The organism is Clostridium sp. ATCC 25772 (assembly GCF_001573875.1).
In the GTDB taxonomy this organism is placed as follows: domain Bacteria; phylum Bacillota; class Clostridia; order Clostridiales; family Clostridiaceae; genus Clostridium_J; species Clostridium_J senegalense.
This window is the reverse complement of record NZ_LFRG01000021.1, coordinates 41,066-57,044: the sequence shown is the minus strand read 5'-3', so window position 1 is coordinate 57,044 and position 15,979 is coordinate 41,066. Positions and strand designations below refer to the sequence as shown.

Annotated in this window: 11 protein-coding genes and 1 CRISPR repeat array; of the genes, 1 reads left to right on the top strand and 10 read right to left on the bottom strand. The window is 25.1% G+C overall.

Features of this window, described 5'->3' with window-relative positions; genetic code table 11:
• On the top strand, positions 1-259 hold a 259-nt coding region (locus AZI32_RS09830; protein WP_157450884.1), incomplete at its 5' end, for a DnaD domain protein.
• Between the two features lie 278 nt (positions 260-537).
• A CRISPR array of direct repeats spans positions 538-1,672; the repeat unit is 30 nt; unit sequence ATTTAAATACATCTTATGTTAAGGTTCAAC.
• A 132-nt stretch (positions 1,673-1,804) separates the two neighbouring features.
• Here the strand turns inward: AZI32_RS09830 and AZI32_RS09825 are convergent.
• The 10 genes from AZI32_RS09825 to AZI32_RS09780 all read right to left on the bottom strand — a co-directional run bounded on the left by AZI32_RS09825 (position 1,805) and on the right by AZI32_RS09780 (position 15,947).
• Positions 1,805-2,902, bottom strand: coding sequence for a site-2 protease family protein (locus AZI32_RS09825; protein ID WP_061995667.1), 1,098 nt, complete (start codon positions 2,900-2,902; stop codon positions 1,805-1,807).
• A 506-nt stretch (positions 2,903-3,408) separates the two neighbouring features.
• Positions 3,409-5,889 carry an ABC transporter permease gene (locus AZI32_RS09820; RefSeq protein ID WP_061995666.1) on the bottom strand — a complete coding sequence of 827 codons (2,481 nt, stop codon included), beginning with the start codon at positions 5,887-5,889 and terminating at the stop codon, positions 3,409-3,411.
• Positions 5,890-5,891: 2 nt separating this feature from the next.
• Positions 5,892-6,569, bottom strand: a complete 678-nt coding sequence (locus AZI32_RS09815; RefSeq protein WP_061995665.1) for an ABC transporter ATP-binding protein — start codon at positions 6,567-6,569, stop codon at positions 5,892-5,894.
• Between the two features lie 123 nt (positions 6,570-6,692).
• Entirely contained in the window at positions 6,693-7,937 is a 1,245-nt protein-coding gene (locus tag AZI32_RS09810) for a HAMP domain-containing sensor histidine kinase (protein ID WP_061995664.1), read from the bottom strand.
• 3 nt (positions 7,938-7,940) lie between these two features.
• Positions 7,941-8,642 (bottom strand): response regulator transcription factor, encoded by a 702-nt coding sequence (locus tag AZI32_RS09805; protein ID WP_061995663.1) that lies wholly within the window; start codon positions 8,640-8,642, stop codon positions 7,941-7,943.
• A gap of 106 nt (positions 8,643-8,748) precedes the next feature.
• Positions 8,749-10,926: a stage V sporulation protein D gene (locus AZI32_RS09800; protein WP_061995662.1), complete on the bottom strand. Its 2,178-nt coding sequence runs from the start codon at positions 10,924-10,926 to the stop codon at positions 8,749-8,751.
• Between the two features lie 350 nt (positions 10,927-11,276).
• Positions 11,277-12,275 (bottom strand): inorganic phosphate transporter, encoded by a 999-nt coding sequence (locus AZI32_RS09795; RefSeq protein WP_061995661.1) that lies wholly within the window; start codon positions 12,273-12,275, stop codon positions 11,277-11,279.
• Complete coding sequence (locus tag AZI32_RS09790) at positions 12,268-12,891, bottom strand: DUF47 family protein (protein WP_061995660.1); 624 nt, start codon at positions 12,889-12,891, stop codon at positions 12,268-12,270. The genes AZI32_RS09795 and AZI32_RS09790 overlap by 8 nt, the downstream gene beginning before the upstream one ends.
• A 498-nt stretch (positions 12,892-13,389) precedes the next feature.
• On the bottom strand, positions 13,390-14,163 hold the full coding sequence (locus AZI32_RS09785) for a CPBP family intramembrane glutamic endopeptidase (RefSeq protein ID WP_061995659.1): 774 nt from the start codon (positions 14,161-14,163) through the stop codon (positions 13,390-13,392).
• A gap of 398 nt (positions 14,164-14,561) precedes the next feature.
• Complete coding sequence (locus AZI32_RS09780) at positions 14,562-15,947, bottom strand: hypothetical protein (RefSeq protein ID WP_061995658.1); 1,386 nt, start codon at positions 15,945-15,947, stop codon at positions 14,562-14,564.
• Between the last annotated feature and the right edge of the window lie 32 nt (positions 15,948-15,979).

Below are 15,979 nucleotides of genomic sequence, written 5' to 3'. Positions count from 1 at the left end.
TTTAACTTTAGATAGGCTTGTAGATGATAATGACACATTTACTGTTATAGATGCTATGGAAGAAGCAATTAGCAAAGAAAATGTTAGACTTTGCTATGTTGAAGGTATTCTTAAAAATTGGAAAATTAACGGTAAAAAGATAATGCAAAGGCAATATAAAAATTCATCTTCTAACAACGATACATTTAATAATTTTCATCAAAGGAAATATGATTTTGATAAATTAGAAAAAGAACTTTTAGGTTATGATTTTTGTTAATGCACCAGCCATAAGATTGTAATTCTAAAACTTATCCGTTTATCAATGAGAAGTTTTAAATCTAAATCAAAACTTTTAAACGGACAATGATTAAAGATCTCTATGCCATAACAAGATGGATAGGTTCATTTGTGGCTAGTTATATAATAAAATAAACAAATCACTAGTACTTTTATTAAATATTTGCCATTACATGATTCTAAGAAAATGAACCTTCACTCCATCTGACGTTAAGATTTAATGGTAGATAACTACGCTAGATTCATGAAAGTTACAAAATTTAAATACATCTTATGTTAAGGTTCAACTTGTATTTTATGAAGAACCTCTCTAGCTCTTTCCTTATTTAAATACATCTTATGTTAAGGTTCAACTATATTTCATTAATATTAGCTATTTCATTTTTTTTCATTTAAATACATCTTATGTTAAGGTTCAACTTTATGATCGAATAATTCCTTACGATGTAAATTTATTTAAATACATCTTATGTTAAGGTTCAACCAAGATTAGAAATATTAGACCCAGAAGCAGTAAAATTTAAATACATCTTATGTTAAGGTTCAACTTATATTTTTTCATTGCTCAATAATTCCTATTGCTATTTAAATACATCTTATGTTAAGGTTCAACTATAACCTTTACTATAATAAATTAAATTTAAACTGCATTTAAATACATCTTATGTTAAGGTTCAACTGGTAGCAAAATCATAATGGATGAAGGATTATCACCATTTAAATACATCTTATGTTAAGGTTCAACCCAGGATTTAAAATCAATATACGAAGTTTTTCCTTTATTTAAATACATCTTATGTTAAGGTTCAACAAATTTAAATTATGAAATAAATGAAAGTGAAAAGAGAATTTAAATACATCTTATGTTAAGGTTTAACTTACAATATATATGAATATAATGATGGTGATTTAAATTTAAATACATCTTATGTTAAGGTTCAACTTACTTTTTGAGACTGGATTAGTGGTTAATATCATAATTTAAATACATCTTATGTTAAGGTTCAACTCATCAGCTTTCTCAAAACTTGGCATTCCTAATTGATTTAAATACATCTTATGTTAAGGTTCAACTAGAAGAATAATGGACGGTAAAGAAGTATTAAACATATTTAAATACATCTTATGTTAAGGTTCAACTTGATGTATACTTTTTATAATCCATATTTTACCATATTTAAATACATCTTATGTTAAGGTTCAACATATTTTAGACATTTCACACGCTCCACTTTTAATAAGATTTAAATACATCTTATGTTAAGGTTCAACGGGACAACAGGTAAAAATTACATAGAAGTAATTTAATTTAAATACATCTTATGTTAAGGTTCAACCATTGAAAAATAGCCATTCTTTATTTTTTATTATACATCTTAACCATTGATTTTGCTAGGTTTTATTGTTTTTTTACCAGTGATTTTTATTTTTTAAAGCAAACCAGCAAAACACCTTTTAAACTCAGTAATTTCAAAGCATTACAAGTTTTTAATGAATATTTTACTGGTAAAATTCATTATTTTATTTAAAATAACATTTTATTTGTAAATTCCTCTTCAAAGGTGATTAGACCCTTATCTTCATTATTTTTTATTTTTTCAAACTCTTCTTTAAAGACTACTTTAGCTTTTTCTGTATCTTTATTTATTTTTGCTTCATAGGTAGCTAATGCTCTTGCTTTTGTTATAGCTTTGCTATTTTCTATAAAACTTTTGTTGTTATCATAATATTCTTTTGCTTTTTCTATATTATCTTCTATTACTGCATAATAAAAGAATATATCATGTGTGTAGGTAAACATTGTTCCTGTAAGTGGTGTTATATCATATTCACTATCAAATTCTATTATAGTTTTAATTTTTTCTTTTCCACTTTCCATATCTAAATTATGTATAGCTTTAAGATATCTATAATATTCTAAGGCAACAGAGCAATATTTTGAAGCCTTTTCTTTATTACCATTTAGATATTTATCATTTAATTTATTAGGTTCTACCCCTTCCTTTATTAAATATTCTAAAAGTAATAAATCTACTGCTTCATTATCTTTAACTAAAGAATATATCCAATAACCGTCATTTAACATATACTTTGATTTGTAAATTACTAAATTAAGTATAAATAACATAATTCCTACAACTGAATTTAAAGCAAATAATATATTAGTGTATGGATTGTTTATAATAAAGATTAAAATTAAAGTTATAATTGAAAATATTAAATTAAAAAGCCCACCACCTAAAAACATCTTTATCATGGAGTTTTTATGAAAGTTTTTACTATTTATATTTAAAACAGCTTGTCCACCATAAGCAGTACCTTTTAATTTTGTATCCTTTTTTATCTTTAACTTACCATTATCATCTTTTAAAATAGTAAACGATAATACTTTTAGCTCTTTAAACTCATATCCACTTATTACTCCTAATACTATATGTCCTATTTCATGAATTATTATATTAAATATCATAGATATAGAAGTAAAAATTACTACTAAGCATAATCTAAGAATTATTGGTATTTGAAAAACGCTTAATTTAGCTCCAGAAAAAAATCCAACTATAGCAAATAATATAATCATAATTATAATTGGTATTTTAGTTTCATATCTTTTTTTAACCATTAAGTCCTCCTCTAAATTTTATTTTTCCTTAATACTACTCATTATATAATATATTTACAACATTATATATACAATTATTAACTTTTATATATAATGTTACTACTTTTACTATATTTTATAGAGTTCAAGTTGACTTTCCAAATTATCCATTCAAAAACTTAAATACCTAAAATAGTGAGACATGCTCAGACTCATTTAGAATTCAACACTGCATCTTGTATAAAATATTTTAAGATTATTGAATAAATTTAAATTGGAGCTTGTTTCCCTATATAGGGTTCCAAGTTGACTTTTAAAATTATCCATTCCAAAACTTGGATACCTAAAATAGTGAGACATGCTCTGAATCGCTTAGAATTCAACACTATATTTTGTATAAAAATATTTTGAAGTTATTGAATAAATTTAAATTTGAGCTTGTTTCCCTATATTTGTTTTAGCTTTTTTAAAAGTTTCAAGCCACCTTTTCACAAAATTTTGAGAAGGTGGCTTAGTTAATTTATATTTTATACATTTTCTAATCTTATATTTTCTATTATATTTTCTTTTTTCAATTTTGAAATTGGAAAATATCCAGCTATAAGAACTATAAAGAATATCCCTATTATAGAAATTATTATTGATGTATATGGAAATACAAACTTGATATTTACTAACATACTCATTGATTTTTGAATGCCATAGCATAAAAGCAGCCCTATAGGTATGGCTATTATAAGGGACATAACACCATAATATATACTCTCTAAATATAGTATTTTATTTAACCCTTGCGGTGTTATACCAATGGATTGTATCATAGCAAATTCTCTTTTTCTAAGAGCAATATTAGTTTGTATTGTATTTATTATGTTAGATACACCTATAAGTGTTACCACTGCTATAAATCCATTTAAAAATATCATTATACCAACCTTACTTCTATGCATATATTCCTTTTCGCTTGTTAAATCAATTATATTAAAGCTTGAATATTCCTGTGATATTTTTTCTAACTGTGTTTTTGTTTCTTTTGGATTCGATGACTTTATGCTTATTGAATTATTAACTTCAACAGTACTATCTTGTTTTTTCACTTCATTTAATACACTATCAAAAACTTTATCAGAAGTTATAAGTATAGGTCCTTTTAAAGCATTATCTACGCCAGTTGGAACTTCATTTGTAAGAGCCACTATTTTAACTTTTACTGATATATTTTTATCCTTTTTGGTTAAAGTTATATAATCTCCAACTTTTAAATTAAACATTTCAATATCTGATATTTTACCATTATCTATAATCTTATTTGTGAAAACTAAAATAGCACCATTATCTTTTAAAGCTTCTTCTTCATTAAAATTTCCATCAATTAATTTTTTATTAATTATATCAAACTCTTTCTCTCCAACAGTCATATAATTAGCAGCTAAATTTACATTTTCCTCATTTTCAACTAGTTCCTTTGCCTCATCTGTAAAATTTGATAATTTTATAATTGAATTGCAATTTAAAAGTTTTAAATTTGAAACACGTTCAATTCCATCTACTTTGCAAATCTTATCTTTAACATCATCTTTTAAATTATCATATATAGGTATAAAAAAATCATAATTGGATAAAGAATACATTGAGTCAAAAGCAGTAGTAAAAACACTTAACATTCCATTAAAAGTTAAGAATAGTATTATACTAAATACTAAAGATGCAATAGTAACTCTATATTTTCTTTTATTTCTCTTTAAATTTTTATATGCAAATTGTCCTTCTACACCTAAAACAAGTTTTATTAATTTGCCTGATTTTACTTTTTTTAATTTATAGTCTGTATTTCCTCTAATTCCATCTATTATAGAGACCTTTGATGCTTTTTGTGCAGGAGCTAAAGCAGAGATTAACACTGTAATAAATACAACTATAAAACTTATTAAAATAATTTTACCACTTATAACAGTTTGTAAATTTAATGACCCTATCATTGAATCTTTTAAAAAATAATTCATAAGTTTAAAAAGTAAATTTAATGTTGCAGTTCCAAAGAAAATCCCTATTGGTATTCCAATTAAGCTCATAAGTATTCCTTCTGCAAAAACCATTTTTTTAATTTGTGATTTTGTTGCACCTACTGAAGCCAATGTTGAAAACAATTTTTTTCTTTCTACTATTGATATTGAAAAAGAATTATAAACAGTAGCTATTGTTGCAATTAATACTAAAGATCCAATTATTATTGACATAGTTAATAATACACCGTTTAAATTTTCTGAATCGCTTTGACCATAACAATCTAGTAATCTATCATTATACTCAATAGGTAATTTACCATCAATCTTTTCTATATTTAAATCCTTTGCAATACTTTCAAATTCTGCTCTTATATTTCTGTTACTTTTTAGCTTTACATATACATCATAATTTGTAGAATTATCAACGTTGTTTAAATTACTTAATGCCATAAACACATTATTACTTCTACTTTCTATTCCTATACTATCTAATAGCCCTACAATTTTTAAAGTTCTATTTTCTAATTTTTTATTTTCATTTAATACATCTAAAGTTATACTATCTCCTATTTTTTTATTGCCTAACACTTTTAAAGCTTTATTAGTGACTGCTATTTCATCTTCTTTTTTAGGAAATTCTCCTTCTTTTACATTATACGGTTGTAATGTTTCATTAAACTTATTTACTTTGTTTATAACAATACTTTTTCCTTTTTCATTAGGAACTTCGCCTATATAAGAGGTATTCCATATTAGTTCCTTTTCAACTTTTACATGATTTTTTAGAACATTAACTTTATCTCCTTTTAGATTTTTGAATATACCATAGTAATCTCCATTGTCATTAATAACATCTCTTGTCATAGTTTCTTGCATACTTACAGCTATTGTTCCTATTCCTGAAAGTAATGCTGCAGAAAGTATTATTCCTATAATAGTTACTATAGTTCTTTTTTTATTTTTTTTAATATATTTCATTGTCAGTGATAAGTAAAAGCCCATAACTATATCACCTCATCTTCACTTAATATTCCATCTTCTATTCTAACTATTCTATCTGCCTGAGATGCAACATTTAAATCATGGGTTATAAGTATTAATGATGTATTATACTTTTTAACTGTTAATTTTAAAAGTTCCATTATTTCCTTAGTACTTTTACTATCTAAGTTACCAGTAGGTTCATCAGCTAAAATTACAGAAGGTTTATTTATAAGAGCTCTACCTATGGCTACTCTTTGTTGTTGTCCTCCTGATAGTTGATTTGGAAGATGATTTTCTCGCTCTTTAAGTCCTAATGTATTTAATATGTCTTCAAGATACTCTTTATCTATCTTTTTGCCATCTAATTCTGCTGGAAGTGTTATATTTTCCTTTGCTGTTAATACAGGAATTAGGTTGTAGAATTGAAATATTATTCCTAAATTTCTTCTTCTAAAAACTGCTAATTTCTTTTCTTTTAACGAACCTAAATTTACATCTTCAACAAAAACTTTTCCTTCAGTTGGCTTGTCTACCCCTCCTAATAAATGCAATAATGTTGATTTTCCAGAACCACTAGCACCTATTATGGCAACAAACTCTCCTTTATTTACAGAAAAATTAACATCTTTTAATGCATATACTTTATTATTATTATCTCCATATATTTTTGATAAATTTCTAGCTTTAAGTATTTCCATTTTTACAACATCCTTTCTAAAACTTAATAAGTTATTTTTTCAACTTACATTATTAAGTGTAATCCTTTAAGATTACTTTATAGTGAATATTTTAGTGACAAATTAGTCACTAATCTTTATAAACTATTTTAGAAAGCTTATAATAAATTCTGCACCTTTACCTTCATGACTTTTTACATATATAGAACCATTCTGATTTTCTATTATAGTTTTAGAAAGGGCAAGCCCTATTCCAACACTATCACTCTTATTAATATTGCTACTTTTATAAAATCTTCTAAATATGTTATGTAAATCTTTTTTACTAATTCCAATACCGTTATCCTTTATTTTAATTTCAGAATAAAGGTTGTTTTCCTCATAATTTATAATTATAGTTCCATCTTTGGGAGTATGCTCTACAGAATTTTTCATTATATTAGTAAAGGCTTCTATAGACCATTGTGTATCTCCTATATAATAAGAATCTTCATTTCCATTTAAAATAATTTCTATATTTTTTTCCTTTATAAAAGACCATAATGAAGATTTAACTTCACTTATTAAATTTTTAATATTTATTTTTTCTTTTTTAAATTTAACTACACCTGCATCTAATCTTGAAAGTTTTAATAAACTCTTTATAAGCCATTCCATTCTTTTAAGCTGAATTTCACTATTTTCTAAAAACTCTTTTCTTATATTCCAATCCATTTTAGGGTTAATCATAAGTTCATTAAACATTATAAGTGATGTCATTGGTGTTTTTAATTGATGAGATATGTCTGCCATAGTGTCACTTAAAAACACTTTTATTCTTTTTTCTTTATCTAAATGTTCCTTTAAAATGGAGGTCATTTTAACAATATTACTTTTTAAAATACCAATATCACCATCACTATAGGAATCTAAATTATAATTATAATTTCCCTTTATTATGCTTTCAGTAAAATTTATACCTAAATATATTTCTTTATAATAAATTTTTAGTATTATGATTATGATAATTAGAAACAACATGAATATTGTAAAAATTAAAGCCATGGTAAAAAACATATAATTTTTAAATGTATGTTTTACTATAGGTTCATTTTCAAAGTTCATATCATTATAATAACCGTATTGTTTTAACAAACTCGTTCCTTTTAAAACATGAATTTTATCTTTTTTATTATCAGAGATAGTTAATCTTACTATTGTTTCTTTCTCCATAGGATATTTATCAGAAATAGCTCCTACAAGTGCTGATTTATAATTTATAACTTCTTTTTTCATAGCATTACAAAAATATATAGACATGATTGTAGCAAAAACTGTAGCTATTAAAAATACTATTAAAAATAAAGTTAAAATTTTCTTTACCTCTGGATTTTTTAAAATTTTACTCATTTATTAATCTTCACTCCTTCTACATTGCCACTTATAACCTAGTCCCCTAATAGTTATAATATATTTAGGATTAGAAGGATCATCCTCTATCTTTCTTCTTAGTCTTTTAATATAAACACTTAAAGTATTATCGTTTACAAACTCACCTGAATCATCCCATAATTTATCTAATATAACTTCTCTTGTAAGGGTTATATCAAAGTTATTTATAAATAAGAGTAAAAGTTTATACTCTGATGATGTTAAAATGATTTCTTCACCTTTTTTTAAAACCTTCATAGCTAAAGTATCTATTTTTAAATCATCAAATTTTAAAATCTTCTTTTCTTCATAATTGATTAATTTCTTTTTCCTTCTTATAACTGCATTAATTCTTGAAATAAGTTCTCTTACTCTAAAAGGTTTTGTAATATAATCATCTCCACCAATATCTAATCCCATTACTATATTAACTTCTTCATCACAAGCAGTTAAAAAAATAATACCTACATCGCTATTTCCCCTAATTTCATTGCAAAAATCATAACCATTTCCATCAGGCAAATTTATATCTAAAAGCAATAGACTATAGTTATTATCCTTTATAAAATCTCTAGCAATGTTTAAAGTCTTTGCAATATCCACATAAAAGCCTTCCTGCTCTAATGAATATTTTATTCCTAAAATTATTGAACTATCATCTTCTACAAGTAAAATTTTTTCCATAATAACCTCCATAATTTTTCAATCTTAAAAAACTGATACTTAAGGTGAAGTATATCATCTTAAATACCAGTTTAAATTTATTCTGTTAAGGATTTAAAATCCATATTTATTTTTCTAAAGTACACTTTATAACTGTACCTTTATTAACAACTTTTCCCTTAGCTATATTTTGAGATTTTACAATTCCTGTACCTTCAAATTCACCTTTTAATCCCAATTTATTTAATATTTCATTTGTTTCTGTCTCACTATAATTAGCTAAATTTGGTACTTCAACCATTTTATCAACATTGTTTAGCTTTCCTAATTTAACAATTATTTCAGTTCCTTCACTTAAAGTGTGACCTGGCTTTGGTAAAATATCTGTAATATACTCACCTTCACCATCTAATTTGTAATTTAGTCCACTTGCTTTTATTAAATCTATTCCTTCTGATTGTTTTAATCCTCTACCCTCTGGAACTATTACATCTTTACCTGTACCAGCTTTATTAGATGAATAACTAGGATTTAAAGCTAAATAATTACCAAGCTCTTCAAACAACATTTTACCTATTGGAGCTGCTGTTTGACTAGCATAATATGCTGATGAATCTGGCTCATCTACAGAAATTAAAATTGTTACTTGTGGATCATCTACTGGCATCATGCCAACATATGATGAAACATATTTTCCAGCAGCATATCCACCGTTCCCAGCTTTCTCAGCAGTTCCAGTTTTACCACCAGTCTTATATTCTTTTACATATGCACTTGTTCCACCATTAGCTTCAACTGTAGATTCAAGTTGTTTTTTTATTTCATCTAAGCTTTCTTTTTTAACACCATTATCTGTAACCGTTGCTTTATAATTTTGGTCTACTATTTTATTTCCAGACTCATCATAATGAGCTATCTCTTTCATAACATGTGGTGTTATAAGCTTTCCACCATTAACTATGGAGTTAAATGCTTGCATAAATTGCATTATAGTAACTGTATTAGTTTGTCCAAAAGAAATTGTAGCAAGATCTACATTACTTATTTGCTCAGGAGTTTTTACAATTCCTATAGCTTCACCTGGAAGATCTATTCCTGTCTTTTTACCAAAGCCAAACTGCTCTATATACTTATATAAGGTTTCCTTACCCATTTTTGCTCCAAGTTCCATGAACCCAACATTACAAGATTGTTCCATAATTTGTTCAAAAGTAAGAGGTCCATGACCGTTTCTATCCCAACAATGTATTGTTTCATTATCTATTGTTAAACTTCCGTTACATTGAAAAACATCACCGGCGTGTGCTGTTCCAGTTTCTAGTGCTGCTATAGAAGTTATAACCTTAAATATAGATCCTGGTTCAAAGGCATCATTAACTGCCCTATTTCTCCAAAGTTGTTGAAGTTCTTCACTATTTAAATCTCCGTCCCAAGGAGCATTAGGATTATAATCTGGTTTATTTGACATTCCTAAAATTTCTCCAGTATTAGGATTCATTACTATAATTGAAACTGCTTTTGCACTATTATCATCTAACGCTTTTTGTGCAGCCTTTTCTGTGAAAAGTTGAATATTTTCATCTAATGTTAATATAACATCCCTGCCATCTACCGGTTGTGTATAATCTACTGTTTCATATGGAATATTTTCATCAAAAGCATCAAGTTCATCAATTTTTATTCCTGGAACACCAGATAAATATTTATTATAGTATAATTCAACACCAGTTAATCCTTCACCATCTGAATTAGTATGTCCTAATACATGTGATGCAAAATTATTATTTGTATAGTATCTTTTAGTATCTGGAGATATTATAAACCCTATAAGACCATTTTTCTTTTGATAATCTTGAATTTTATCTGCTATTTCTTTTTCTATTCTTCTTTTTAAAATTATATTGTTTACTGGATCTCCATTAGGTAATTTAGCTGTCATCATTTTATTAACTTCATCTTTCTCCATACCTAATATACCTGCAACAGCAGAAGAAACTTCTGTCATCTTCATATTTTCTCTTTCTAAAGACTCTCTAAGTGATTTTAAATCTACGTCAACCCTGTAAACATCTACACTTACCGCTAGTTCATTTCCTTCCCTATCTAATATGCTTCCTCTTTTAGCACCTACTGTAACATTATTATTCCATTGTATAACTGCCTGATTTTTATAGTTATCACCTTTAATTATCATTACATATACTAATCTTATAAATAAATATATAAATAGAGTTATTGAAATTCCTATTATAACTAAAATTCGTTTTCTCATACTTTTCTTGTTAATCCAATTTTCTTTTGCCACTTATTCGCCCTCCATAAAAATTATTTTTCCCCCTAATTTTTAAAAGCTTGTACATAAACATACTATAGTTTCTCTAGAATTTTAACCTATACATAAATTAAGTGAAAATTTTTCATGTATAAATTATAATTAGAGCTTACACCTCTATGTATAAAACCAAATTAACCTATAACTCTTACAACTTTTACAATTTAATTAACTGATATGCTTTACTTGGCATTTTTTTCATATACTTAAAATATTATATCATATAAGATATTTTAAATAAATTAGTAATCTGTATATAATTATATTAATTTACATAAAAAAATCCTAAAATGCTTTATTAAATTCACATTTTAGGATTTCTTTTATACAAATAATTTAGCTATTAATACAAGTATAGCTGAAAATAAAGCAGTAACAGGTATAGTTAAAACCCATGTCCATACTATATTTTGAGCAACAGACCATTTTACAGATTTTATATTTTTAGATGCTCCAACACCCATAATAGTTGTTGAAATTATATGTGTTGTACTTACTGGAGCATGAAATAACGTAGCTCCTAATATTACTGTTGCCGCTCCTGTTTGAGCTGCAAAACCATTTACCGGGTTAAGCTTTGCCATTCCACTTCCCATAGTTTTTATTATTTTTTTACCACCTACGGAAGTTCCAAGAGCCATTGATAACGCGCAACTAGCTATAACCCATGTAGGAACTTTAAATTCACTTATAAATCCACCGCTTAATAAGGCCATCGTTATCATTCCCATAGATTTTTGTGCATCATTTCCTCCATGGTTTAGTGCCATAAAAGATGCTGCTACAATTTGAAGTTTTTTGAAAAATTTATTTACAACCTGTACTTTAAATGGTTTTAAAATCCAATTTAATAATACCATTATTATATATCCTGCAACAAAACCTATAACTGGAGATAAAAATAACCATAAAATTACACTATGAAAAAGATTATACCAATTAACTACATCCAGTGTATATGTATAAGCAATTCCTCCACCAACTAAGGCTCCTATAAGGGCATGTGAAGAACTGCTTGGTATTGCAAAATACCAAGTTAAAAGATTCCATGCAATAGCTGCTATTAAAACTATCATAATAACCCATTGTGGTATAGCACTATGACTTACAATATTATCACCTACTGTTTTAGCAACTGCCGTTCCCATAAAGGCTCCTATAAAGTTGAATACTGCACATAATAAAATCGCCACTTTAGGAGATAATGCTCTTGTTGAAATTGAAGTTGCTACTGCTGTAGCTGTGTCATGAAATCCATTAATAAAATCAAATATTATTACTAACACAACTATTATTGCAGTTATTAAAAATGTACTATGCATGTTTCATGACAACCCCTTCAACTATATTTGCTACATTTTCACAACTATCTAGTGTATCCTCTAACATTTGATATATTTCTTTCCACTTTATAATTGTAAGGACATCTTTTTCATTTTTAAATAACTCTGTAACTGTTTTTCTAAACAATTTATCGCCGTTTAATTCTATATTTTTTATATTTTTTATTTTTGTAGGTATATTATTCTTTTTATCCAATAATTTCATTTCATTCATTAATTCCATAATTTCTTTTGTAACATTAACAATCATGCTACATAAATTTTCAGCTTGTACATTAGATTCGTTTATATCAAACATTGTAAATCTATGCATAGTCCCACCAATTAAATCTGTAATACTTTCCAAAGATTTACTTATAGAATAAATATCTTCTCTGTCTATTGGGGTTATAAATGCTGTGTTAAGTTCTTTAATCACTTTGGACAGAATATCTTCACCTTCTTGTTCTAACTTTTCTAGTTTCTTAGCTACATTTTCTTTGTTTTTCAAATCATTTATAGCCTCACCTAAAACTAAAGCTGAATTGTATACATTTGTTGCTTGCTCACAAAACATCTTATAAAACTTTTCTTCTTTTGGGTTTAAATTGAACATTTTATCTATCTCCCTACATTTAAAAACTTTGTACTATATTGTATTATTTTGTAACATACAATTTTAGTATAATACGATATTTTACTTTTTTAAATATATTAATTATTTTTTAACATAAACTTAATATAAAACCACATTTTTATTCCATTTTAATTTATAAATTCTTTGTTATATGTTAACAATTATGGTTAATTACTAGTGGATGTACTCCTAGTAATACTGAACATACTTTTTCTAGAACCGGCTTTACTTAATATATATTTATTACTAAATTTTCAATTTAACTGAAAAATAATTTATGGATAATATATTTTGTTACGCCTGTCCTTCTTATTACGGCTGTATATCTTGGATATAGCTTCAGTTAATTTTATATCTCAAATTCAAGATTTAATGCCTCTAATTGAAAGAAACTGACTATAGTTGTGCTTATTTTTTCTTAAGTGATAACAAAAACTTGATGTATAAATTTAAGTTGGAGCTTGTTTCCCTATATCCCTATATTTTATAATTAATTAAATTTGCACTTTTTTTATAAAATTCATATATAGTTAATGCAGTTATAATTAGAATACCTAAAAAAATCTTTATTAACACAATTTTGAAATCATCCATGTTACTTGACAAAATCATAGTATTAAACATTCCATGTATTAGGGCTGCTGCAAATACAGATCTTGATTTATCCCTAATATATGTAATAATTATAGATATAATAAACATTTGTAGAAAATTGATAACTACTCCTATAATAGGATTACTAGGGTATTTATATAAAATAGTAACAGGGGTATGCCATAATGCCCATATGAATCCTATTAATAAGGACAACTTAAATATTCCTAAAAATTTTAGATTATTATATAAAAATCCTCTCCATGCTACTTCTTCTATGTAGGCTGATATGGCTGCAATTGATAATCCTATTATCACATTAAATACAAATTCCTTTTGTGAAAAAATAATAGTATTAAACTTAATAATGCTAACTATGTTAATAATTAATCCCATCACCACTGGTATTAATACTCCAATAAAAAACCAAATATTAAATTTTAAAGAAACCTTAATAAAATTTTTTAAAGTATCTTTAAATATAAATTTTTCAACAATAATAATTGAAATAAGAGGAAAGGTCATTGATAATCCTATTAGATTTAAAGTTTTTGGATTTGACTTTCCACCAACTCCTTGAAGCATTATAAAAAATAAAATTGTAATTACATATGTTAACGCTACAAAAGACAATACTTTTTTGGTATTTTTGCTCATTAATAACACCTCATATCTATACTTTATAGATAAGTAATCTTAATTTTAAAAATATAGTATAAAATCTATAAATTTGCATTTATTATATCATTATTGTTAAAATATATCAATTTTCGACATTTATGCTAATTGAACTGTTTATTTTTTATTATTTTTTAAATTTTATATAATATTTTCTAATTTTAAAAAATAAAAATACATGATTGACTTTAATTTTAATCAATCATGTATATAAGATTTCAATTTAGCTACTAAGTTTATTTATTTTAAAACTTGGATACCTAAATAATGAGAACTTCTCTAAAACATTTTAAATTTAATACTGCATCTTGAGTAAAAATATTTTAAACTTATTAAATAAATTTAAATTTGAGCTCTTTCCCTATATAACTTTTATGTTAAGAGCATTGTCTATACTTTTCTTTAATCGCTGTACTACATCTAATATTTTTATTTTTTTTTAAATTTCCGCTTAATAAAGATTTATACTTCACATACTCAAATAATTCTTCATAGTCCAACTTGAAATATTCACTTTTTCTTGACATTAAATTTACATAAAACATTGGAAGTGTTGACTTTATTTTAGATATTATTTCCTCCATAATAATAATATCTTCATATTTTTTTAGATTATCTTCTATTATGGTATACATTTTCTTTATACCTTCATAATTATAATTATAAGCATAGGTATAGAACTCTTTTAAAATACTTATATCAGAGAACATTCTACTTGTTTTTACTATTTTTCTTTTTAAATTCTTCAATGTAGATTCTCTTTCTTTTATTAAAACTAAATTATATAAATCTTCTATATTATCTATGTTATATATAGAAAATTCTCTTAAATTATCTCTAGCAAATTCTTTTAAAATTTGTGATTTATAACTATCTTCAAAATCTATAATATTTTTTATTTGTTGTAGCTTATTTTCTATAAACAATAACTTACTTATATTTATTTCATTAATTCTTTCTAAATAGAACTCATTACAGTTTTCATTCCAATAATTGATAAGTTTTTTCTCCATTGATTTCATTTTCATATAATTATACATTACTAAATAGTGATTTACAGTTTCTATTTTACATTTGTTTATTCTACATCTTTTTATTAGATTAAAAATAGCTATATTTTTCATCTTGCACTTTAATGTTAATTTACCATTTTCTTTTATATCTTTATATATTTCATTTAACTCTTTTTTAAAGTCCAATATTTCTATATCTTTAGGAACATAGATATTCATAGAATAAATTCTTTTATTAAAAAATGCTAATTTTTTTAAAAGTTTCATTGAATTTGTATAAAAATTATTTAATTTAACTGGCACATTTTTTTCTTTTTCATATTGACTAACTAAAGTTTCAAAGCCATTATTATTTAAAAACAATAATTGATTTTTGATTGAATTTAAACTATATTTTATAGTTTTTATATTAAAATTTTTATTATTAAAAATTGAATTTATATCTTCTAATTCTATATTATCTATATATTTTTTTAAAATCTTATATTCTTTTAAAGTATCAATAAATTCCTCTTCACTGGGTATATCTTTTTCTATAAGTTTTAATTTTTTTATATCTTTTATATTTTTATCTGAATATGATTTAAATAGTTCTATAAGCTTATTATATTCTTTATTAGTAATAGGATTTGTACTCTTATAATCTATAATATCTTCTACAAAATAATACTGGCACTCCTTACTTTTAACCCAACTTGCTATATCTTTTAAAGTTAAACATTTGTCATTTTTAATAGTATCAACTGCCATTATTGTTCCCCCACTTTACACCTTAGTTTTGT

Bases quoted from the DNA above. Each gene is read 5' to 3' on its own strand.
- AZI32_RS09795 (WP_061995661.1), bottom strand. From the start codon at position 12,275: ATGCATAGTACATTTTTAATAACTGCAATAATAGTTGTGTTAGTAATA.
- AZI32_RS09790 (WP_061995660.1), bottom strand. From the start codon at position 12,891: ATGTTCAATTTAAACCCAAAAGAAGAAAAGTTTTATAAGATGTTTTGT.
- AZI32_RS09820 (WP_061995666.1), bottom strand. From the start codon at position 5,889: ATGGGCTTTTACTTATCACTGACAATGAAATATATTAAAAAAAATAAA.
- AZI32_RS09825 (WP_061995667.1), bottom strand. From the start codon at position 2,902: ATGGTTAAAAAAAGATATGAAACTAAAATACCAATTATAATTATGATT.
- AZI32_RS09785 (WP_061995659.1), bottom strand. From the start codon at position 14,163: ATGAGCAAAAATACCAAAAAAGTATTGTCTTTTGTAGCGTTAACATAT.
- AZI32_RS09805 (WP_061995663.1), bottom strand. From the start codon at position 8,642: ATGGAAAAAATTTTACTTGTAGAAGATGATAGTTCAATAATTTTAGGA.
- AZI32_RS09810 (WP_061995664.1), bottom strand. From the start codon at position 7,937: ATGAGTAAAATTTTAAAAAATCCAGAGGTAAAGAAAATTTTAACTTTA.
- AZI32_RS09780 (WP_061995658.1), bottom strand. From the start codon at position 15,947: ATGGCAGTTGATACTATTAAAAATGACAAATGTTTAACTTTAAAAGAT.
- AZI32_RS09815 (WP_061995665.1), bottom strand. From the start codon at position 6,569: ATGGAAATACTTAAAGCTAGAAATTTATCAAAAATATATGGAGATAAT.